Origin of the sequence: Streptomyces sp. NPDC001544, from assembly GCF_042894285.1 — a bacterium.
Classification (GTDB): Bacteria; Actinomycetota; Actinomycetes; order Streptomycetales; family Streptomycetaceae; genus Streptomyces.
This window is the reverse complement of the sequence record NZ_JBIAVN010000022.1, coordinates 33,047-54,634: the sequence shown is the minus strand read 5'-3', so window position 1 is coordinate 54,634 and position 21,588 is coordinate 33,047. Positions and strand designations below refer to the sequence as shown.

General features: G+C 71.6%; 16 protein-coding genes and 1 other RNA gene. 6 read left to right on the top strand and 11 right to left on the bottom strand.

The annotated features are described in order from the left end of the window. Positions 1 to 9: 9 nt before the first annotated feature. Together yicI and ACFY0F_RS35305 are read left to right on the top strand one after the other, a co-directional pair. Positions 10 to 2,259: an alpha-xylosidase gene (gene yicI / locus ACFY0F_RS35310; protein ID WP_388803887.1), complete on the top strand. Its 2,250-nt coding sequence runs from the start codon at positions 10 to 12 to the stop codon at positions 2,257 to 2,259. Beyond that, positions 2,259 to 3,269, top strand: coding sequence for a LacI family DNA-binding transcriptional regulator (locus tag ACFY0F_RS35305; protein ID WP_388803884.1), 1,011 nt, complete (start codon positions 2,259 to 2,261; stop codon positions 3,267 to 3,269). The genes yicI and ACFY0F_RS35305 overlap by 1 nt, the downstream gene beginning before the upstream one ends. Positions 3,270 to 3,297: 28 nt before the next feature. Here the strand turns inward: ACFY0F_RS35305 and ACFY0F_RS35300 are convergent, their stop codons facing one another. The 7 genes from ACFY0F_RS35300 to ftsE all read right to left on the bottom strand — a co-directional run bounded on the left by ACFY0F_RS35300 (position 3,298) and on the right by ftsE (position 9,070). After that, complete coding sequence (locus ACFY0F_RS35300) at positions 3,298 to 3,933, bottom strand: DJ-1/PfpI family protein (protein WP_388803881.1); 636 nt, start codon at positions 3,931 to 3,933, stop codon at positions 3,298 to 3,300. Between the two features lie 15 nt (positions 3,934 to 3,948). Beyond that, positions 3,949 to 4,914 (bottom strand): GlxA family transcriptional regulator, encoded by a 966-nt coding sequence (locus ACFY0F_RS35295; RefSeq protein WP_388803878.1) that lies wholly within the window; start codon positions 4,912 to 4,914, stop codon positions 3,949 to 3,951. Between the two features lie 157 nt (positions 4,915 to 5,071). Then, positions 5,072 to 5,457, bottom strand: a transfer-messenger RNA (tmRNA) gene (ssrA, locus tag ACFY0F_RS35290). A gap of 120 nt (positions 5,458 to 5,577) precedes the next feature. Then, a complete protein-coding gene (smpB, locus tag ACFY0F_RS35285; protein WP_388803875.1) occupies positions 5,578 to 6,123 on the bottom strand; it encodes an SsrA-binding protein SmpB in 546 nt (181 codons plus the stop codon). Between the two features lie 46 nt (positions 6,124 to 6,169). Continuing rightward, entirely contained in the window at positions 6,170 to 7,348 is a 1,179-nt protein-coding gene (locus ACFY0F_RS35280) for a S41 family peptidase (RefSeq protein ID WP_388803872.1), read from the bottom strand. Between the two features lie 67 nt (positions 7,349 to 7,415). Continuing rightward, positions 7,416 to 8,333 carry a permease-like cell division protein FtsX gene (ftsX, locus tag ACFY0F_RS35275; RefSeq protein ID WP_388803869.1) on the bottom strand — a complete coding sequence of 306 codons (918 nt, stop codon included), beginning with the start codon at positions 8,331 to 8,333 and terminating at the stop codon, positions 7,416 to 7,418. 47 nt (positions 8,334 to 8,380) lie between these two features. After that, entirely contained in the window at positions 8,381 to 9,070 is a 690-nt protein-coding gene (gene ftsE / locus ACFY0F_RS35270) for a cell division ATP-binding protein FtsE (RefSeq protein WP_388803866.1), read from the bottom strand. 247 nt (positions 9,071 to 9,317) lie between these two features. On the opposite strand from ftsE, the gene ACFY0F_RS35265 reads away from it, so the two are divergent. Beyond that, the gene (locus tag ACFY0F_RS35265) at positions 9,318 to 9,509 is read left to right on the top strand and encodes a hypothetical protein (protein ID WP_388803863.1); all 192 of its coding nucleotides are present in this window, start codon (positions 9,318 to 9,320) and stop codon (positions 9,507 to 9,509) included. Between the two features lie 93 nt (positions 9,510 to 9,602). On the opposite strand, the gene ACFY0F_RS35260 is transcribed toward ACFY0F_RS35265, so the two are convergent. From ACFY0F_RS35260 to ACFY0F_RS35245, 4 genes are all read right to left on the bottom strand, one after another. Beyond that, on the bottom strand, positions 9,603 to 10,256 hold the full coding sequence (locus tag ACFY0F_RS35260) for a hypothetical protein (protein WP_388803860.1): 654 nt from the start codon (positions 10,254 to 10,256) through the stop codon (positions 9,603 to 9,605). Between the two features lie 295 nt (positions 10,257 to 10,551). Beyond that, complete coding sequence (gene prfB / locus ACFY0F_RS35255) at positions 10,552 to 11,658, bottom strand: peptide chain release factor 2 (protein ID WP_388803857.1); 1,107 nt, start codon at positions 11,656 to 11,658, stop codon at positions 10,552 to 10,554. 114 nt (positions 11,659 to 11,772) lie between these two features. Then, positions 11,773 to 13,011: a serine/threonine-protein kinase gene (locus tag ACFY0F_RS35250; protein WP_388803854.1), complete on the bottom strand. Its 1,239-nt coding sequence runs from the start codon at positions 13,009 to 13,011 to the stop codon at positions 11,773 to 11,775. Positions 13,012 to 13,135: 124 nt separating this feature from the next. After that, a complete protein-coding gene (locus ACFY0F_RS35245) occupies positions 13,136 to 14,851 on the bottom strand; it encodes a serine/threonine-protein kinase (RefSeq protein ID WP_388803851.1) in 1,716 nt (571 codons plus the stop codon). 332 nt (positions 14,852 to 15,183) lie between these two features. Between ACFY0F_RS35245 and ACFY0F_RS35240 the strand changes: the two genes are divergently transcribed. The 3 genes from ACFY0F_RS35240 to ACFY0F_RS35230 all read left to right on the top strand — a co-directional run bounded on the left by ACFY0F_RS35240 (position 15,184) and on the right by ACFY0F_RS35230 (position 21,435). Continuing rightward, positions 15,184 to 18,525 (top strand): FHA domain-containing protein, encoded by a 3,342-nt coding sequence (locus ACFY0F_RS35240; RefSeq protein ID WP_388803848.1) that lies wholly within the window; start codon positions 15,184 to 15,186, stop codon positions 18,523 to 18,525. Positions 18,526 to 18,701: 176 nt separating this feature from the next. Further along, the gene (locus ACFY0F_RS35235; protein ID WP_388803845.1) at positions 18,702 to 20,084 is read left to right on the top strand and encodes an ABC transporter substrate-binding protein; all 1,383 of its coding nucleotides are present in this window, start codon (positions 18,702 to 18,704) and stop codon (positions 20,082 to 20,084) included. A 70-nt stretch (positions 20,085 to 20,154) separates the two neighbouring features. Next, positions 20,155 to 21,435 (top strand): carbohydrate ABC transporter permease, encoded by a 1,281-nt coding sequence (locus tag ACFY0F_RS35230; RefSeq protein WP_388804030.1) that lies wholly within the window; start codon positions 20,155 to 20,157, stop codon positions 21,433 to 21,435. The last annotated feature ends 153 nt before the right edge of the window (positions 21,436 to 21,588 follow it).

Here is a 21,588-nt window from a genome sequence, read left to right as displayed (position 1 = left end):
GGTGCGCGTGTGAAGTTCACCGACGGCTACTGGCTGCTGCGCGAGGGCGTCACCGCGGCCCACCCGGTCCAGGTCCTCGACGTCACAGCCCCGGACGGCGCGCTGGAGATCCACGCGCCGACCCAGCCCATCCGCCACCGCGGCGACCTGCTGAAGGGACCGGTCGTGACGATCACCGCGCACACCCCGATGCCCGACGTCATCGGGGTGACCCTCACCCACTTCCAGGGGGAGCAGCCGCGCGGGCCCGAGTTCGAGCTCACCGGGACGGAGACCGCCGCCCACACCGAGTACGACGACGAGCACGCCACCCTCACCTCCGGCGCGCTGTCGGTCCGGGTGGCCCGCACCGGCCCGTGGCACGTCGGCTTCCTCGCCCACGGCCGTCTCCTCACCTCCAGCGGCCCCAAGGGCATGGGCATCATGCGGGACGCGTCCGGCGCCCACTATCTGCGGGAGCAGCTCGGCCTGGGCGTCGGGACCAGCGTGTACGGCCTCGGGGAGCGGTTCGGGCCGCTGGTGAAGAACGGGCAGGTCGTCGACGTCTGGAACGCCGACGGCGGCACGGCCACCGAACAGGCCTACAAGAACGTCCCGTTCTACCTCACGGACGCCGGCTACGGCGTCTTCGTCGACCACCCCGGCAAGGTGTCCTTCGAGGTCGGCTCGGAGGCCGTGTCCCGGGTCCAGTTCAGCGTGGAGTCACAGCAGTTGACGTACTACGTGATCCACGGGCCCACCCCCAAGGACATCCTGCGCAAGTACACCGCCCTCACCGGCCGCCCGGCCCTCCCGCCCGCGTGGTCGTTCGGCCTGTGGCTGTCGACGTCCTTCACCACGTCGTACGACGAGGAGACGGTGACGTCCTTCATCGACGGCATGCGGGAGCGGGAACTCCCCCTGTCCGTCTTCCACTTCGACTGCTTCTGGATGCGCGAGTTCAACTGGTGCGACTTCCGGTGGGATCCCCGGGTGTTCCCCGACCCCGAGGGCATGCTGGCCCGCCTGAAGGACAAGGGACTGCGGGTGTCGGTCTGGATCAACCCGTACATCGCCCAGCGCTCCCCGCTGTTCGCCGAGGGCAAGGCGCTCGGGCACCTGCTGCGGCGGCCGGACGGCAGCGTGTGGCAGTGGGACCTGTGGCAGCCGGGCATGGCGCTGGTCGACTTCACCAGCCCGGCCGCCCGCGACTGGTACGCGGCGAAACTTCAGGCGGTGCTCGCGCAGGGCGTCGACTGCTTCAAGACCGACTTCGGCGAGCGCGTCCCCACCGACGTGGCCTGGTCGGACGGCTCCGACCCGGAGCGGATGCACAACTACTACTCGTATGTGTACAACCGCACGGTCTTCGAGGTGCTGCGCAAACACCGGGGCGAGGGTGAGGCGGTGGTCTTCGCCCGCTCGGCGACGGCCGGCAGCCAGCGGTTCCCGGTGCACTGGGGCGGCGACTGCGAGGCCACGTACGAGTCGATGGCCGAGTCGCTGCGCGGCGGGCTGTCCCTCGGCCTGTCCGGGTTCGGCTACTGGAGTCACGACATCGGCGGCTTCGAGGGCACCCCGACGCCGGCGCTGTTCAAACGCTGGCTGGCCTTCGGGCTGCTGTCCTCGCACAGCCGGCTGCACGGCTCGTCCTCGTACCGGGTGCCGTGGCTGTTCGACGAGGAGTCCGTCGACGTGCTGCGGCTCTTCACCCGGCTGAAGCTGAGCCTGATGCCCTACCTGTACGAGGCCGCCCGCACCGCCCATGCCGAGGGCGTGCCGCTGATGCGGGCGATGGTGCTGGAGTTCCCGGACGACCCGGGGTGCGCGCCTCTGGAACGGCAGTACATGCTCGGGCCGGACCTGCTGGTCGCACCGGTGTTCAGCGACGAGGGGGACGTCACCTACTACGTGCCCGAGGGCACCTGGACGCACTACCTGAGCGGGCGGACGGTGACCGGGCCGCGCTGGGTGCGCGAACGGCACGGGTTCTCCAGCGTGCCGCTGCTGGTCCGGCCGGGGGCGGTGATCCCGGTGGGGGCGGTGGACGACCGGCCCGACTACCCGTACCCGGACGGGGTGACCCTGCGGGCGTACGGGCTGCGGCGGGGCGCGCAGGTGACGGTGCCCGTGGGGGGCGTCACCTTCACCGTCGTACGGGAGGGGGACACGCTGCGGGCCTCGTCCAGTGATCCGTCGGCGCCGTGGGCGCTGCGCTGCGGGGAGCGGACGGCACGGGCGGCGGCGGGCACCGGCTTTCTCACCCTGGAGCTGGACTGATGGTCAGGATCACCGATGTGGCGCGGCACGCCGGGGTGTCCCCGAGCACCGTCTCCTACGCGCTGAGCGGCAAGCGCCCGATCTCCGAGGAGACCCGGCTGCGCATCGAGGCCTCCATCTGGGAACTCGGCTACCGGCCGCACGCGGGCGCCCGGGCCCTGGCCGGCAGCCGGTCGAACGTGCTGGCGCTGGTCGTCCCCTTACGGGCCGGCATCCACGTCCCGGTCGCCATGCAGTTCGCGGTGTCCGTGGTCACCACCGCGCGCAAGCACGACCACGACGTCCTCCTCCTCACCCAGGAGGAGGGCGAGGAGGGGCTGCGCAGGGTCGCGGACACGGCCCTGGTCGACGCGCTGATCGTGATGGACGTCGGGCTGCACGACCCCCGGCTGTCGTTGCTGCGCTCGCTTGACCTGCCGTCCGTGCTGATCGGGCTCCCGCAGGACGCGGACGGGCTGACCTGCGTCGACCTGGACTTCAGGGCGGCCGGGGAACTGTGCGTGGAGCGGCTCGCGGGGCTCGGCCACCGGGTGGTGGCGCTGATCGGCTCGCCGCCGGAGGTCTACGTACGTCGGACGGCGTTCGCCCAGCGGGTCGTCCAGGGCTTCACGGCCGCCGCCACCCGGGGCGGGCTCGCCTCCTCCGTCCAGCCCTGCGAGGCCCAGCCCGACGCCGCCCGCCGGGTCGCCGAGCAACTGCTGCGCGAACACCCCGCGCTGACGGGCGTCGTCGTGCACAACGAGGCGGTATTGGAACCACTGATCGACGCCTTCGAACAACTCGGCCTGCGCGTCCCCGCCGACCTGTCCATCACCGCCATCTGCCCCGACGAACTCGCCGCCTCCCTCCGCGTCCCCGTCACCTCGGTGGCCCTGCCGTCCACCGAACTGGGTGAACGGGCGGTGGAGTTGCTGATCGCCAAGCTGGGCGGGTCGGACGTACCCGGGGCGACGCTGCTGCCACCCCGGATGACGGAACGGGCCAGCACGGCGCGGCGGGCGCTTGCGTGAGGAGTCGCCGGAAGCCACTGGAGCAGCGCTACTGAAGGATGAACCGGCTCCTGGCGCGGAGCTTGTCGACGATCTCCGCGGGGGCCTTGTGGGGCGAACCCGCGTCGTACGGCGGCTGAGGGTCGTACTCGGCCCCCAGTTGCACCGCCTGCGCGTGCTCGTCGCCGGCGACCCTGCCTACCAGAGTGAGCCCCATGTCGATTCCCGCGGAGACGCCGGCCGCCGTGATGAACTTGCCGTCGCTGACGACGCGTTCGCGGGTCGGCTCGGCGCCGAAGGCGGCAAGACTGTCGAGTGCGAGCCAATGTGAGGTGGCACGGCGGCCCTTGAGCAGACCGGCCGCCGCGAGCAGGAGCGATCCCGTGCATACCGATGTCGTCCAGGTGCTGGTCGCATGGGCGGAGCGCAGCCAGCCGAGCAGTGTCTCGTTCTCCATCTGCGCGGACTGGCCCGGTCCGCCGGGTACCACCACGATGTCGGGGGCGGGCACCTCCTCAAGTCTCCGGTCCGCGACGAGTCGGAGGTCACCGTGATCGTTGCGTACCGGACCTGGCTGTTGGGCGACGAAGACCGTCTCGGCGCCGGGAAGGCGGCAGAGCATCTCGTACGGACCGACCGCGTCCAGTGCGGTGAAACGGTCGAAGAGGACAATCGCGATCTGCATGGTCGGCCTTTCAACTCACGTGTTCGTTCGGTGGATCGGGTGGAAACGGCGGCGATATTCGGCCGGAGCGGTGCCCAGGGCTTTCACGAAGGCGCGGCGCATCGCCTCCGGGGTGCCGTAACCGCAGGCACGGGAGATCTGCCCGACACCGTCGGTCGTGTCTTCGAGGAGTCTCCGGGCGTGCTCCAGACGTACCCGCTCGACGTATCTGCCCGGTGTCATACCGGTCTCCAGCTGGAAGGCGCGGGCGAAGTGCCGGGGAGACAGACTGGCGCGCTCCGCGAGGCTCTCGACGGACAGATCCGTGTCCGGGTGCTCAGTGATCCACTGCTGGACCTCGCGCAGGGGTTCACGCCGGGCGGTCTGGGCGGCGAGTTGAACGCTGAACTGGGCCTGGTTGCCCGGGCGCCGGAGGAAGACGACGAGATGGCGGGCGACCGCGAGCGCGGTCTCCCTTCCGTGGTCCTCCTCGACCAGGGCGAGTGCGAGATCGATACCTGCGGTGACTCCGGCCGAGGTGGCGATGTGCGCGTCGCGTACGAAGATCGGATCGGGATCGACATCCACGTCCGGGTACGTCCTGGCCAGATGATCGCAGAGCGACCAGTGGGTCGTCGCCCTACGGCCGTCGAGCAGCCCGGCCTCGGCCAGCAGCAGCGCTCCGCTGCACACGGACACGATGCGCTCGGCGTGCCGGGCGTGCTCACGCAGCCAGTCGATCAGACGAGGGTCCGGACGGCGGGTGCCGTTGCCACCCGGGACGAGCAGGGTGTGCGGTGTCTCGGCTTCGGACAGTGCCAGATCCGGGACGAGCGTGAGACCGCTCGAGGTACGGACAGGAGCACCGTCGAGCGAGGCTGTACGGATCCTGTACGGGTCACCGCTGTGGCGCCCTGCTCCCGTGAACACCTCCAGGGGGCCGGTCACATCGAGGCTCTGCACGTCGTCGAAGACGGCAATCAGCACGGATCGCTGCGTCATGGCATACATCCTTCGCAGCAACCACGATGGCCGCAACGACGAATACCCCACCCTTTCTGCCATCCCGGGCTCGCAGCGGAATGGACACCTCCGACAGACGCGGTGCACGACAAAGGCCCCGCCGCTCGCGAGCGACAGGGCCTCGGCCACATGGGATGAGTGGAGATGGCGGGAATCGAACCCGCGTCCAACGGTGCGGAATCAGGGCTTCTCCGTGTGCAGTCCGCTTCGATTTTCTCGGCCCCGGAGATCACGCGGACAAGTCTCCGACGGGCTCAGTCACTGTTTGGTTTCCCTCTTCACCCCGTGACCGGGATCAAGGTTTAGTTCCCTAGCTGATGCCAGGATCCGGGTCGGGAACAGCCCCGGGCTGACACTCCTATGAGAGTTCGCTAGCTGCTAATTAGGCAGCGAGGGCGAACGAGGAGGAATCGCGCTTGGTGTTGGCGATTATTTTTTGCGACATATGGTTTACGAGATCATTGCCGCTTCCTCGACACGCTTCCCCTGCTTCGACAGCCGCTGTCGAAACCGATCATCCCCATGTTGTTTTTTCAATCCCCTCCGGAGGCCGGAGAGGCTCGTGCACCTGCTGTGCGGTGCAGCTGCCATCGTACGTGACCAACGCAGGTCCGTGCCAGCGTATTCCCCCGGCCGGGCGACCTAGGCGCCGCGCTGCTTGCGCCTCGCGGCCGCGATCGCCCGGTCCGACTCCCGCCGGTCCTGCTTCTCGCGCAGGGTCTGCCGCTTGTCGTACTCCTTCTTGCCTCGCGCGAGGGCGATCTCGGCCTTCGCCCGGCCGTCCTTGAAGTACAGGGCGAGGGGCACGATCGTGTGACCCGTCTCCTGGGACTTCGACTCCAGCTTGTCGATCTCCTCGCGGTGCAGGAGCAGCTTGCGCTTGCGGCGCACGGAGTGGTTGGTCCAGGTGCCCTGGCTGTACTCGGGGATGTGGGCGTTGTGCAGCCACGCCTCGTTCCCGTCGATCTGGACGAAGCCGTCGGTCAGCGAGGCGCGCCCCTGGCGCAGCGACTTCACCTCGGTGCCGGTGAGGACGAGCCCGGCCTCGTAGGTGTCGATGATCGCGTAGTCGTGCCGTGCCTTCTTGTTCTGCGCGACGATCTTGCGCTTGCCGTCCTTGGCCGCCTTCGCGGCCCCTCCGCCCTGCTTGGGCTGGGACTCCTTCGGTACGTACATTCCCTTGCTCATAGTGCCGTCCATTTTCGCACTACGGAGGGGGCCCCGGGAAAGCCGTTTACGACGGGTCGCCCAGGCCCCTGAGCACCGTCTCCGCCCGCTGCAGCGCGTCCTGCCCGGCCTCCAGGTCGGGCGTGATGCCCCGGCCGTCGACGGCGCGGCCGGCGGGGGTGCGGTAGTGGCCGACGGTCAGCTCGGCGACGGAGCCGTCGGGCAGCCTGCTCGGCATCTGCACGGAGCCCTTGCCGAAGGTGCGGGAGCCGATGACGACCGCGCGGCCACGGTCCTGGAGGGCGCCGGTGAGCATCTCGGCGGCGCTCATCGTGCCGCCGTCGACCAGGGCGACCAGGGGCCGGGCGGTGTCGCCGCCGGGCTCGGCGTGCAGGGCGCGCTGCTTGCCGTCGACGTCGTAGGTGGCGACCAGGCCGCCGTCGAGGAAGGCGGAGGCGGCGGTGGTGGCCTCGGTGACCAGGCCGCCGGAGTTGCCGCGCAGGTCGAGGACGATGCCGCCGTCGGCCGGGGCCTGCCGCACGGCGGTGCGGACGTCGCCGCCGGAGCCCTTGGTGAAGGCGGCGATCCTGATGACGGTCACCCCGTCGGGGAGCCTGCGGACGGTGACGGAGTCGGTGGACAGGCGGGCCCGGCGCAGGGTCTCGTTCCACGCGCGCGTGCCACGCTCGAGGCCGAGGCGGACAGTGGTGCCGGCCGGGGCGTCCTGGGCGTCGCCGCGCAGCAGGGCGACGACCTCGGTGACGGGGCGCTCGTCGACCTTGTGGCCGTCGACGCTGCGCAGCCGGTCGCCCTTGCGGATCCCGGCGGCGGCCGCGGGCGACCCGGACTGCACCCGGGTCACCTCGATCCGCCCGTTCCGCTCGCGCCGCGCCCACAGGCCGACGCCGGTGTACTCGCCGTCGAGGGCCTCCTGGAACTCCTGGTACTCGCCCTCGGAGTACACCGCGCCCCAGCGGTCGCCGCTGCGGCTGACGGCCCGCTCGGCGGCCTCCATGGGGGACTTGCCGTCGGCCATGGCGTCGGCGGCGGCCTTCGCGACGTCGTCGTGCCGGGTGCCGGCGCGGGCGGCCGCCTGCGCGGCCTTGCGTCCGAAGGAGTCGGGGTGGTCGCCGTCCGGGAGGGAGCCGGTGGCGGCTCCGGCGACCAGCACGCCCGCGAAGACCAATGTCAGGGCGGCCCCGCGGCCGAAACGGCGGGGCTGGCGGAACAGGTCGCGGCCCGACATGCGGGTGAGTCTAGGACAACGTGAAGGGCCGTACGCTCGGTTGAACGTACGGCCCTCTTGACGTGCGTCACACCTTCAGATACTTGCGCAGCGCGAAGAACGCGGCCAGCGACGGCATCAGCAGGCTCGTGGCCAGGATCAGCGGAAGCTTCGTCAACACGGCGTCCCAGCCGATGAAGTTGATGAGGTTCAGCTTCTGCGACAGGGCCAGGCCGTGGTCGATGATGAAGTACCGTGCGCCGACCATGAACGCGCAGGCCACCGTGCCGCCGATCAGGCCGGCGACCGCTGCCTCGGCGATGAACGGCGCCTGGATGTAGAAGCCGGAGGCGCCGACCAGCCGCATGATGCCGGTCTCCCGCCGACGGCTGAACGCCGAGACGCGCACGGTGTTGACGATCAGCATCAGCGCGACCACCAGCATCAGCGCCATCACCATCCGCGCGGCCCAGTTCATACCGTTCAGCAACCCGAACAGGTTGTCCAGGATGCCCTTTTGGTCCTGCACCGACTGCACGCCGTCACGCCCGTCGAAGGCGGTCGCGACGACCTGGTACTTCTGCGGGTTCCTGAGCTTGATCCGGTACGACTCCTGCATCTGGTCCGGGGTGAGCGAGCTGGCCAGCGGGGAGTCGCCGAACTGCTCCTTGTAGTGCTTGTAGGCCTCGTCCTGCGACTCGTACGTCACCTTCTCGACGACCGCCATCTTCTTCAGGTCGGCGAGGATCTGCTTCTTCTGGTCCTCGGTGACCGCACCCTTGGCGCACTTGGGGTCGGACTCGGCGTCGCTCTTGTTGCAGAGGAAGATCGAGACGTTGACCTTGTCGTACCAGTAGCCCTTCATCGTGCTGACCTGGTCGCTCATCAGCAGCGAAGCGCCGAAGAGGGCCAGGGACAGGGCGACGGAGACGATGACCGCGAAGGTCATGGTGAGGTTGCGGCGGAGACCCACACCGATCTCCGAGAGTACGAACTGGGCGCGCATGGCGTCTTGTCAAGCCTTTCCGTGATCCAGGCCCCTCTGGGGGTTCGTCAGTGCTGGTAGCCGTAGACGCCGCGTGCCTGGTCGCGGACGAGGCGGCCCTTCTCCAGCTCGATGACGCGCTTGCGCATCTGGTCCACGATGTTCTGGTCGTGCGTGGCCATCACGACGGTCGTACCCGTGCGGTTGATCCGGTCGAGCAGCTTCATGATGCCGACGGAGGTCTGCGGGTCGAGGTTGCCGGTGGGCTCGTCGGCGATCAGCAGTTTGGGGCGGTTGACGAAGGCCCGGGCGATGGCCACGCGCTGCTGCTCACCACCGGACAGCTCGCCCGGCATCCGGTCCTCCTTGCCGCCGAGCCCGACCAGGTCGAGCACCTGCGGCACGGACTTGCGGATCTCGCCGCGCGACTTGCCGATGACCTCCTGCGCGAAGGCCACGTTCTCGGCGACCGTCTTGTTGGGCAGGAGCCGGAAGTCCTGGAACACCGTCCCCAGCTGGCGCCGCATCTGCGGCACCTTCCAGTTGGAGAGGCGTGCGAGGTCCTTGCCCAGTACGTGCACCTGGCCCTGGCTGCACCGCTCCTCGCGGAGGACCAGCCTCAGGAAGGTGGACTTTCCGGAGCCGGAGGACCCCACGAGGAACACGAACTCGCCCTTCTCCACTTCCAGGGATACATCCCTGAGTGCGGGGCGGGTCTGCTTGGGGTAGACCTTGGAGACGTTGTCGAATCGGATCACGGATGCACCACGGGTCGCCGGAGGTAGATGTGCGTGACCATACGCGAATCGGGTATGGAAGCGCAGTCGCCGGTCGCGCTTGCGGGGGGCTTGTGCGCTTTTGTACCGGGTGACGTGCCCCCGGGTCACGCACCGCATCTTCGTTCCGGCCCCGCGGGAATCGCCGGAACCTGTCACAGTGGAGGGGGAACGTTCTCGGTTCCGGAAGCGTTGAACGAGTGATGGCCGGTGCAAGGAGGGCGAGCGCATGACGTACGACCGGTTGGTGTGCGCGAACTGCGCGGCGCCCGTCAACGAAGGCCGGTGCCCCGTGTGCCGCGCCAACCGCGAGCGACTGCAGCAGGAGAACTTCTTCGCGGGGCTGAACCCGATGGCGCTGATCGCGCTGCTGGCGATGCTGATCGCCGCGGTGGCGCTGCTGGCGCACCAGACCGCGTAAAGACGCTGCACGTACGCCCGAAGGGCCCGGAGCGCCAAGCTCCGGGCCCTTCGGGGGAAGCGGTGGGCACGCATGGTACCCGAATGACTACCGTCAGGCAGCCGCACCGCCACGGCCGCCCACGAGGCGCGGGAGGACGCGGAAGCCGATACCGCCGGCGATCATGGTGGCGGCGCCGATGACCAGGAACGCGGTCTGACCGGCACCGGTCTCGGCGAGCTGGTCGCCGCCGCCCTGGGCCTGGGTGCCGGCGGGGGTGGCGTCCGAGCCCGTGTCGGTGAGGGCGGAGGTGCCCTCGTCCTGGGCGGAGGTGTTGGAGCCGCCGTCGGGGTTGGTCTTGTTGCCGCCGCCGGTGCTGCCGTGCCCGTTCCCGTTGCCGCCGCCGTTGCCGCCGCCGTTGCCGTGGTGGCCGCCGCCCTGCGTGGGCTCGGCGGTGGGCTGGGCGGTGGGCTCCGTCGGGTCCTCGGTGGGCTCCGTCGGGTTCTCCGTCGGGTCCGTGGGGTCGAAGGTGGGGGGATCGGTCGGGTCGCCCGGGATCGTGGTCGGCGGGTCGGACGGGGGCGTCGGGTCCGTCGGGTCGGACGGGGGCGTCGGGTCGCCCGGGGCCGGTTCGCCGGCGCACAGGATGCCGAGCGTGCAGTCCGATTCCGTGGCGGAGGCGACACCCGCGGCGGTCAGCGAGGCACCCGCGGCGATCACGGCGCCGGCGGCTATCCGCGCGATCCGGATCCGCGTCTTCTTCGTCATATGGTTGCTACCCCCAGTAGCTGTCGGTCAATGGGCGGCGCGCGGGGTCTGCCGTGATCGACGGAGGCAGCTGGAGAGGTTCAACTCTCCGCGTGGATCCCCCGGTTCACATGCGCCCCTCAGATACGCATGCCACGCTCACCTTTTCCATTTTTCAAAGCAACGTCAAGGCCGTTGCGCGCGCAATGTCCGACCGTGGTGCGTATGCCGGGAGTTGCAGCGTGTGAGTGTGATGTAAAACCCAGACAAAACAGCAACTGCCGCCCGGAAGGCGGCAGTTGCCAAGTCGACAAAGTTACTTCTCTTGCTGCTTGCGCCAGCGAATACCGGCCTCGAGGAACCCGTCGATCTCACCGTTGAACACGGCCTCCGGGTTGCCGACCTCGTGCTCCGTGCGCAGGTCCTTGACCATCTGGTACGGGTGCAGCACGTACGACCGCATCTGGTTGCCCCAGGAGTTGCCGCCGTCGCCCTTGAGGGCGTCCATCTTGGCCTGCTCCTCCTGCCGGCGCCGCTCCAGCAGCTTGGCCTGCAGGACGTTCATGGCGGTGGCCTTGTTCTGGATCTGCGACCGCTCGTTCTGGCAGGAGACGACGATGCCGGTGGGGAGGTGCGTGATGCGGACGGCGGAGTCGGTGGTGTTCACGCCCTGACCGCCGGGGCCGGAGGACCGGTAGACGTCGATGCGCAGTTCCGACTCGTCGATCTCGACGTGGTCGGACTGCTCGACGACGGGCAGGACCTCGACGCCCGCGAAGGAGGTCTGGCGGCGCCCCTGGTTGTCGTAGGGCGAGATGCGCACCAGGCGGTGCGTGCCCTGCTCGACGGAGAGGGTGCCGTAGGCGTAGGGGACCTGTACGGCGAAGGTGGTGGACTTGATGCCCGCCTCCTCCGCGTACGAGGTCTCGTAGACCTCGGTCTTGTAGCCGTGCTGCTCGGCCCACCGCAGGTACATGCGCTGGAGCTTCTCCGCGAAGTCGGCGGCGTCGACGCCACCGGCCTCGGCGCGGATGTTCACCAGCGCCTCCCGGGCGTCGTACTCGCCGGACAGCAGCGTGCGGACCTCCATCTCGTCGAGCGCCTTGCGGACGGCGGCGAGCTCGGCCTCGGCCTCGGCACGGGTGTCCGGGTCGTCCTCCTCGTCGGCCATCTCGAAGAGCACGGCGAGATCGTCGATCCGTCCGCGCAGCGCCTCCGCCTTCCTGACCTCGGCCTGGAGGTGGGAGAGCTTGCTGGTGATCTTCTGCGCCTCGTCCGGGTTGTCCCACAGGGACGGCGCGGCCGCCTGCTCCTCGAGCACGGCGACGTCTGCCCTCAGCTTGTCGAGGTCCAGAACGGCCTCGATCGACTCCATGGTCGAGGAGAGGGACTTGAGCTCTTCGGATACATCGACGACTGCCACGTCATCCAGACTAACGGTTCCTTCAGGCGTCCCTGGCCGAAAGGGGGCGCCCGGGCCGGTGCGGGCGGGCTCCGGGGGCTGCCGCCACCGGGCCCCCGCCTCGGCTCGTTCTCCTCACGGCGTCGAAGAGGAGTGGGTGTTCTGCGGGGACGTCTCCGAGTCGTCGCCCGACGTCGCCAGCCACGCGCCGACCCCGAGCGCCGCCGCGAGCGCGGCCGCGGCCACCCCGAGGGTGATCCTGCGCCGCCGGGCCGCCGCCCGGTGCCGTGCCGAGCCGGGGCGGGGCGCTCCGGAGGCCCGGGGGGCACGCGCGGTGCCTCGCGCGCCTCCGGCCAGCTCGTCCGGCCCCGGCACGCGCATCGAGGTGTGCGTGTCCCGGTTGGAGTCCGGCTTGGCCCCCGGCACCAGGGACACCGCCCCGCGCCGCCGCACCGGCTCGCCGCCGGGCGACGCCGGGGACGACGGCTCCTCGGCCGTGGTCTCCTCGGAGGACTCCGCGTCCGGCTCGTCCACCTCCAGCGGCGGCATCCCGGCCAGCACGGGCAGTTGCTCCCGCAGCCGGGCCGCCAGCTCCGACGCCCGCAGGCGCGAGGCCGGCGCCTTGGCCAGGCACTGGACGAGGAGCTGCCAGAGCTCCTCGGGGATCCCGGGTAGCGGTACGACCGTCTCGGTCACGTGCCGCCGCAGCACGGCCCCGGGGTGCCCGCCCCCGAAGGGGGTGAAGCCGGCCAGCAGCTCGTACAGCACCGTCGCCAGGGCGTAGATGTCGACCGAGGCGCGCGGCGGCAGACCCTCCACGAGTTCCGGGGCCAGGTAGTCCGGGGTGCCGATGATCTTCGTGGCCCGGGTCCGCCTGGGCGAGTCGATCAGCTTGGCCACGCCGAAGTCCGTCAGCAGCGCCGGGTGCGCGCCGCCGGGGCCGAGCGGGCCCTGCATGTCCAGCAGCACGTTCTCCGGCTTGACGTCCCGGTGCACGACCCCGGCCGCGTGCGCCGCCGCCAGGCCGTCGGCGACGTCCGCGACGATCGCCACCGCCGCCTCGGGCGCGAGGCGCCGCTCCCGCTCGAGGCGGGTGCGCAGGTCCGTGCCGCGGACCAGGTCCATGACGAGCGCGAGGTCGTTGCCGTCGACCACCAGGTCGCGCACCGACACGACGTGCGGGTGCTCCAGGCCGAGCAGCGCGGTGCGCTCCTGGACGAAGCGTCCGACGAGTTCCTGGTCGGACGCGAGGTCCTCGCGCAGCAGCTTGATGGCGACGGGGCCGTCCGGCCCCTCGCCCAGCCACACCGTGCCGGCGCTGCCCCGCCCCAGGATCTGGTGGGCGGTGTACCGGCTGCCGATCTTCCGTGCCAAGGCTGCTCCTACAGACGCGTGTTGTCGTTAAAACTACGCGTCCGACGAGCCAACCTTCACGGCGGAGACGGAAATCACCCGTCAGATGTCGACAAATCCCCAACCTCGCGATCGGTTGCCGCGCTCACTTGCCGGCGGCGTTCCCCAGGTCCTTGACCCACTTGGTCGCCGTGCCGACCAGATTGCTCAGCTCCTGCCAGTAGCTCCGGCCGGTCCCGATCCAGTCCTGCAGGGGGCTCAGCTCCCAGATCAGCCAGCCCGCCACGAACAGGATGACGAGCGTGAACAGGCATCCCTTGAGGCAGCCGAGGCCGGGGATCTTCATCGGGTTGGCGCTGCGCTGCCGCGGCTCCCGGGGCTCCCGGGCCGGCCGCCGGGGCTCCGCCGGAGCGGGCGGGGCGTACCGCTGGGGCTGCTGCTGCGGGGCGTACTGCTGGGGCTGCTGCGGGGCGTACCCGGGCGGCGGCCCCTGCTGCTGGCGCTGCCGGGCCTGGCGCGGCTGGGGCTGCTGCGGGCGGCCCTGCTGCGGCTGGCGCGGCTGCTGCTGCGGCCGGGCCACCTGGCGCTGCGGACGGCGGCGCAGCGGGTCCTCGTTCGGGTCGAGGTACTGGACCTGCGTCTGCTCGTTGCGGTCGCGGGCGGCGCGCATCTGGTTCTGCCAGGGGTGCGGCTGATCCGGCGGCTGCTGGCCCTGCTGACCTTGCTGCCCGGCGCCGGGCGGGCCGGGCGGCACCGGCGGCATGACGGCGGTCGGGTCCGCGGCGCCGGTGTTCGGCAGTACGGCGGTGGGGTCGGCCGCACCGGGCGGGCCGGCGGTGTGGGGCAGGTAGCTGGTCGCCGCGTTCGGGTCGTACGTGCCCTGCGCCGAGCCCGTGGGCAGCACCTGGGTGGGGTCGGCGGCCCCGGGCACGCCCGGGACGGCGGTCGGCGCCGGGTCGGGGGCGAGCAGGGCCCCGACGCCCTCGGCGGCGGCGATCTGCGCGCTGTTCGCGTGGACGCCGATGCCCTCGGCGACGACGCGCAGACCGCGCGCGAGGTTCTCGGCGCTGGGCCGTTCCTCCGGGTTCTTGCGCAGGCAGCGCTCCATGACCGTCCAGAGGGGGTCGGGCACCGTGGACGGGCGGCGCGGTTCGGCGCTCAGGTGCTGGTGCAGCACCTCCAGGGCGGAGCCACCGGAGAACGGCGGACGGCCGGTGACCAGCTCGTACAGCAGGATGCCCGCGCCGTAGATGTCCACGGCGGAGGTCTGGGGGCGGCCCTCGGCGCTCTCCGGGGCGACGTACGCGGGCGTGCCCACGAACTCGTGGGTGCGGGTCAGCCCCGGGGAGTCCGCCAGACGTGCGATGCCGAAGTCGGTCAGCAGCGGGTGCAGCTGGCCGTCGTACTGCTGGAGCAGCACATTGGCGGGTTTCAGGTCTCTGTGGACGACCCCGTCGGCGTGGCTGGCGGCGAGCGCGTCGGCGATCTGCGCGGTCATCAGCGCGGCGGCGACGGGGGTGAAGGGGCCGTTCTCGCGCAGGTAGCGGTGCAGGTCGGGGCCCTCGACGAGGTCCATCACCAGGGCCAGCAGATCGCCCTCGACCACCAGGTCGCGCACCCGGACGATGTTGGGGTGGGTGAGCCGGAGCAGGACGGACCGCTCCCTGAGGAACCGCATGACGACGTCGGGGTCGCTCGCCAGCTCCTCCTTGAGGACCTTGATCGCGACGGTCTCGCCGGGCTGACCGGGCACCGCGGCCTCGGCGCCCGCGGTCTCACGCTGGCGGGCTCGCCAGACGGTGCCCGTGGCGCCGCGTCCGAGCGGCTCCTCGAGCAGGTACTTGCTGCCAACCGGCCGCACGTCATGCGCTCCCTGCTGCTTGCCTACCTGTTCCGGCCCACTGTAGTGCCGCCCCCCAAGGCACTACGTAAGTGTTCCGGTGCACGTTCGAAGGAAAGACGCTCGCCTCGGTCTCCAGGTTGCCGGGCTCGGACGTGACCGATCTCAAGTGATCGCCGGTGCATTACCGGTCAGGCACTTTTTGGGGCAGAGCTGACCAATCAAGATCACTTGACGCCGGGCGAGGGGTGCGTTGTCAGTGGCAGGTGCGAGGATGCTGGCGTACTGGCCGACGTGCTCGTGTGTGGTGGGGGGGGTACTCCGCGCCCGCGCAGAAGGGACCGCTGACGGCGATGCAGATCCGGCTGACCGTCGTAGACCCGCTGGCCCCGTCCCCGCAGCGGGGCCGCGCGGCGAGCCGCGACGTGCTGGTCACAGCGCCCGCCGGCACGGCCCTGGCCGTGGTGGCGTCGGGGCTGGCCGCGGCGGTCGCCGGTGAGGGCGGCCGGGAGGCCACGAGCGCCCCGGTCGTGCTCTACGCCGGCGCGGAGCGGCTGGACGCCGGCCGGGCCACCGTCGGCGAGCCCCCGCTGGTCGACGGCGCCGTGCTGTCCCTCGGGGCTCCCGCCGACCCGGAACCGCATCCCGAGCTCGACGACGCCCCGACCCAGCTGCACGTGGTCGCGGGCCCGGACGCGGGCGGCGTCCATCTGCTGCACGGCGGCCAGGTCACCATCGGCCGTTCCGCCGACGCCGACGTCCCGCTGGACGACCCCGACGTCTCCCGGCTGCACTGCGCGGTCACGGTCGCCGCCGACGGCCGTGTCTCCGTCGCCGACCTGGGCTCGACCAACGGCACGGCGCTGGACGGCACGCGCGTGGACGGCCGGCCGGTGCGGTTCTCCGCGGGGGCGCTGCTGCGGATCGGCGAGTCGGCGCTGCGGCTGACTCCGTCCGGGGGACCCGGGGCACGGCTGGAGACGACACCCGACGGGGAGGGGTGCGTCCGGGTCGCCCCCGGGACCGGCACGGCGCACACGCGCGTGGGCGGCACGCCTCCGGAGCCCACGCACCATGCCTACGGCTCGGCGGGCTGGGGCGCCCCCGGCGCCGCACCGGACACCCGGGACCACGGGCCCGCGGAGCCGGTAGTGCCGGGACACGGCGCGACGCCCCGGACCGGGGGCCGGGACGGCGGGGACACGCACGCGGGTCCCTTCGGCGTCGCCGGAGTGGCCGGAGCCTTCGCGACGCAGGCCCCGGCGGACGATCCCACCGCCCAAGGCCCCCAGGACCCCGCCGCGGGCGGCCGCAAGGCCACCCCGCTGCGCGGCACCGACATCCCGCAGGGCGTCCGCAGACGCGGCGGGCTCGGCGCGTGGGCGCGGCGGCTGACCGGCGGCCGGGGCGAGCCGTCGGCGACCGGCCCGCAGGCGTACGAGGAGGAGGGCGCCGGGGAAGCCGTCCCGCCGCCGGCCGGTGTCCCGGCGCAGCAGCCGGAGACCTGGCCGGATCCGGCGGCACTGCTGCTCACGGCGCTGGGCCCCGGGCCCCGGCTGTGGGAGCGCGGGCCGGGCCACCCGGAGACGCTCACGGTCCGGCTGGGCACCGCCGACCGGGCCGTGCCGGACGGCTCGGGCCTGCTGCCCGCCGTACCGGTGACCGCCGATCTGCGCGAGGCCGGGGCGCTGGGGCTGGCCGGGCCCCGCGCACGGCTGTCCGGGCTGGCGCGGGCGGTGCTGGCCCAGCTGGCCGCGCTGCACTCCCCCGACGTGCTGGAGATCGTGCTGATCAGTCCGGATCGCGGCCGTTCCCTGGAGGAGCGCACCGCCGAGTGGTCCTGGCTCGGCTGGCTGCCCCATGTACGGCCCGGTCACGGCCAGGACTGCCGCCTCCTGCTGGCCTACGACCGGGAGCAGGCGGCGGCCCGCACCGAGGAGCTGCTGCGCCGCGTGGACGACCCGGTGACCCGGACGGCGTTCGACCGCCCGCGTCCCGCGAGGCCCACCGAGCCGGACGACCGCCCCCGCCCCTCCTGGGCGCGCGGCGAGACCGGCGCGGACGAGAAGGACCCCGGCGTCCCGGGGCCGTACACGGTGGTGGTCGTGGACGGCGACCCCGGTGGCGCCGGTCTGCGCGAGTCGGTGGCGCGGCTGGCCCTGGAGGGACCGCGGGCCGGGGTCCACGTGGTGTGCCTGGCCGAGACGGCACCGGCTTCGCCGGCCTCGCCGGTGACGGAGACGTACGAGGCGGCGTGCGCGGCCGCGCCGACGTTCCGCGCGTGCGGGGCCGTCGCGCTGCTCAGCGGCGATGTCGCCACCGCCCTGCGGCTGGTGCGCGTCGCCCGGACCGACACTCCCACCGCCCCCGCAGGACCGGTGGGGCACGGTACGGTCGCCGCCGTCGACGCGGTCTCCCCGGCCTGGGCGGAGCGGTTCGCACGGGCGCTGGCGCCGCTCAGGACGGACGGCACCGTCGGTGAGGGGCAGGCGCGCGTGGCGGCGCCGCTGCCGTTGTCGGCGCGGCTCCTGGACGAGCTGGGTCTGGCCAGGGCGACCCCGGCCTCGCTGATGGCGCGCTGGGCCGACGCCGCCGACGACACGGAGTCGCTCGGCGGGCGGGCCTGGGCGGTGCTCGGCGCCGGGCCGCGCGGGCCGCTCAGCGCCGACCTGGTCGCCGAGGGACCGCACCTGCTGATCGAGGGGCCACCCGGCAGCGGCCGTACGGAACTGCTGCGCGCGCTGGTTGCCTCGCTCGCCGCGGCGGAGCGCCCCGACCGCCTCGGCGTCGTCCTGATCGACGGCCGGGACGGCGTCGGCACCGGCCCGGCGCACGGCGAGGGCCTGCGCGCGTGCACGGACATACCGCACGTCACCACCCATCTCACGGCCAACGACCCGGTGCGCATGCGGGAGTTCGCCCAGTCCCTGAGCGCCGAGCTGAAGCGGCGGGCCGAGCTGCTCGGGCGGGTCGACTTCACCGAGTGGCACACGCACCGCGAGGTGTCCGGCCGCATCGTCGCGCAGCGCACACCCGCCGGACGGTCCGGGGGGTCGGGGACCGGCTCGTCCGGGACGGGTGCGTCCGGCAGCGGCGGGGCGGGGGACCTCGACTCCCCGCCGAGTTCGACCATGCGGCTGCGGCCGGGAGCGGCCTCCCGGCGCCGGACCGAGGCGGCGCCGCCGCTGCCCCGGCTGGTGGTGGTCGTGGACGACCTCGACGCGCTGGTCTCCCCTGCGCTCGGCTCACCGGGCCGGCCCGCCGCGGGCTCGGTGATACGCGCCCTGGAGGCCGTGGCCAAGGAGGGCGAGCGACTCGGCGTCCACCTGGTGGCCGCGACCGGCCCCGGCGGACGCACGGCGGAGACGGAACCGGCCCGCCGGGCCACCCTCCGCGTCATGCTCGACGCGCCGTCCTCCGGCCCGGACGAGCCGGCGCCGGGGCGCGGGCGCCTGACGCGCGCCGACGGGCAGATAACCCCCTTCCAGGGGGGCCGCGTGACCGGCCGTATACCGCGCACCGCCACCCAGCGCCCCACGGTCGTCCCCCTGGACTGGCACCGCATGGGCGACCCGCCGACCCGCCGTCCGGTCCGCGAGCTGGGCAACGGTCCGACGGACCTGGCCCTGCTCGCCAGCGCGGTGGAGCGGGCGGCACGGGAAGTGGCGGCTGCGGAAGTGCCGTCCCTCCTGTAGGCCTCAGGGCGTAACTCCGAAGGCCTCGGGGCGTGATCGCGGGCGTGATCACGAGCCGGTCACGATCTCCCGGTCGACACGGCAGGCGCTCTTGCAGGCGTCAAGTCACCCGGCGTAGACCGGACGTCACGGGACAGTGCTCATACGTTCAATGAAGAACGAAGAACGGGGCAGTGATGCGCAGCAAAAGCAACACCATCCGGACAAACAGGGCCGTCGCGACCATCGCCACGCTGCTCGCGGGGGCCCTGGCGCTCACCGCCTGCGGCGGCAGCGACGACAAGAAGGACGACGGCGGCAGCAGCACCGGTGCCACCGGAAACGGCTCCACCGTCTCCCTCCCGAAGCTGAACGGCGCGAAGCTGGAGATCGCCGCCGTCTGGACGGGTACCGAGCAGAAGAACTTCAAGCAGGTCCTCGCGGAGTTCGAGAAGCGCACGGGCGCCAAGGTCACGTTCGTACCCGCCCAGGACCCGATCATCAACTTCCTCGGTTCCAAGATCGCCGGTGGTCAGCCGCCGGACGTCGCGATGCTGCCGCAGCCCGGCGCCATCAAGCAGGCCGTGGACAAGAAGTGGGCGAAGCCGCTGGGCGCGGAAGCGGTCAAGGAGCTGCAGAAGAACTACTCGCAGGGCTGGCAGGACATCGGCAAGGTCGACGGCAAGCAGTACGGCGCCTACTACAAGGCCGCCAACAAGTCGCTGGTCTGGTACAACGCCAAGGCGTTCGAGAACGCGGGCGCCAAGGAGCCGAAGACCTGGCAGGACCTGCTGAAGACGGCGCAGGCGGTGTACGACTCCGGTGTCACCCCGTTCTCCGTCGGCGGCGCCGACGGCTGGACCCTCACCGACTGGTTCGAGAACGTGTACCTGTCCCAGGCGGGCCCGGAGAAGTACGACCAGCTCGCCCAGCACAAGATCAAGTGGACGGATCCCTCGGTGAAGCAGGCGCTCACCACCCTCGCGCAGATCTGGGGCAAGAAGGACTACGTCGCCGGCGGCGCGAAGGGCGCGCTGCAGACCGAGTTCCCACAGTCCGTCACCCAGACCTTCACCGGCGGCGACCAGCCGAAGGCCGCCATGGTCTACGAGGGCGACTTCGCGCAGGTCAACATCGGTGACACCAAGGCCAAGGTGGGCACGGACGCGAAGGTGTTCCCCTTCCCGGCGGTGGGCTCCTCGGCGCCGGTGGTCTCCGGCGGTGACGCGGCCGTCGTCCTGAAGGACTCCAAGGCGGCCCAGGCGCTGGTCACCTTCCTGGCCTCCCCGGACGCGGCGACGATCCAGGCGAAGCTCGGCGGCTATCTGTCCCCGAACAAGAACGTGCCGAACTCGGCGTACCCGAACACGGTCCAGCAGACGATCGCCAAGGCGCTGATCGCCGCCGGCGACGACTTCCGCTTCGACATGTCCGACCAGGCGCCGCAGGCCTTCGGTGGCACCCCCGGCAAGGGCGAGTGGAAGGACCTGCAGGACTTCCTGGCGAACCCGAAGGACGTCGCGGGCACCCAGGCGAAGCTGGAGAAGGACGCGGCGGCCGCGTACGGGAACGGGAGCTGATCCGGCCATGGCGTCGGCAGCGGCGGCGGGTGCCCCACCGGGCCCCGCCGCACCGAAGAACCGCAAGAGCGTGACCGGCACCCGCAAAGCGGTGGCAGCCCTCTTCCTGCTGCCCGCCCTGGTGCTGCTCGGCGCGCTCGTGGTCTACCCGATCGGGTACTCGCTCATCCGCAGCTTCTACGACGCGAACGGTGACGGGTTCGCCGGCATAGACAACTACAAGGCCCTGTTCACGGACGACGGCATCCGCACCGCCCTGAAGAACAACATCATCTGGGTGGTGTTCGCGCCGACGGTCTCCACCGCGCTCGGTCTGATCTTCGCGGTGCTGACCGAACGGGTGCGCTGGGGCACGGCGTTCAAGCTGGTCGTCTTCATGCCGATGGCGATCTCGATGCTGGCGGCGGGGATCATCTTCCGGCTGGTGTACGACCAGGACCCGGACAAGGGGGTCGCCAACGCGGTGTGGGTCGGCGTCCACGACACCTTCGCCCAGTCGTCGGCGTTCCCGAAGGCGCACCCGGGCCGCGAGTCGCCGCTCAGGCCCGAGGGCGGCGGTTTCATCACCTCGGCGCCCGTGCACACCGGCCAGGTCGTCTCCCTGCCGCTGGTCGGGGTGGCCCCCGACCAGATGCCGGACAGCGCGAAGAAGGCGGTGGCGGCGAAGTCCGAGCCGGGGAAGATCACCGGCACCACCTGGCAGGACTTCACCCGCGGCAAGGGCGTCGGCAGGCTGGGCGCCCCCGACCCGTCCGAGCTGGGCTATGCGGGCATGCGGATCGAGGCGGTCAAGGGCGGCGAGGTGGTGGCCTCCACCAAGGCCGCCGACGACGGCACGTTCTCCCTGCCCGGGAAGGCGGACGGGGCGCAACTGCGGCTGCCCGCGAGCAACTTCAAGGAGCCGTACAACGGCGTCGACTGGCTCGGCCCGTCACTGGTCACCCCGGCCATCATCGGGTCGTACGTATGGATGTGGGCGGGCTTCGCGATGGTGCTGATCGCGGCCGGGCTCGCGGGCGTGCCCCGGGAACTGCTGGAGGCCGCCCGGGTGGACGGGGCCAACGAGTGGCAGGTGTTCCGCAAGGTCACCGTGCCGCTGCTCGCGCCCGTCCTCGCGGTCGTCGTCGTCACCCTGATGATCAACGTGCTGAAGGTGTTCGACCTGGTCTTCATCATCGCGCCGGGCTCCTCCCAGGACGACGCGAACGTGCTGGCCCTGGAGCTGTACCGCAAGGGCTTCGCGGAGAGCCAGCCGGGCATCGCCAGCGCCATCGCGGTGTTCCTGCTGCTGCTGGTGATCCCGGTGATGCTGTTCAACATCCGACGGCTGCGGCGGGAGGTCAGACGATGACGACGCGCCGGCCGTGCATCTGCTGGGGGTCCGGGGGTCGCCCCCCGGGAAGGCACAGCAACATCCGACGGCTGCGGCGGGAGGTCAGACGATGACGACGCGCCGGCCGTGCATCTGCTGGGGGTCCGGGGGTCGCCCCCCGGGAAGGCACAG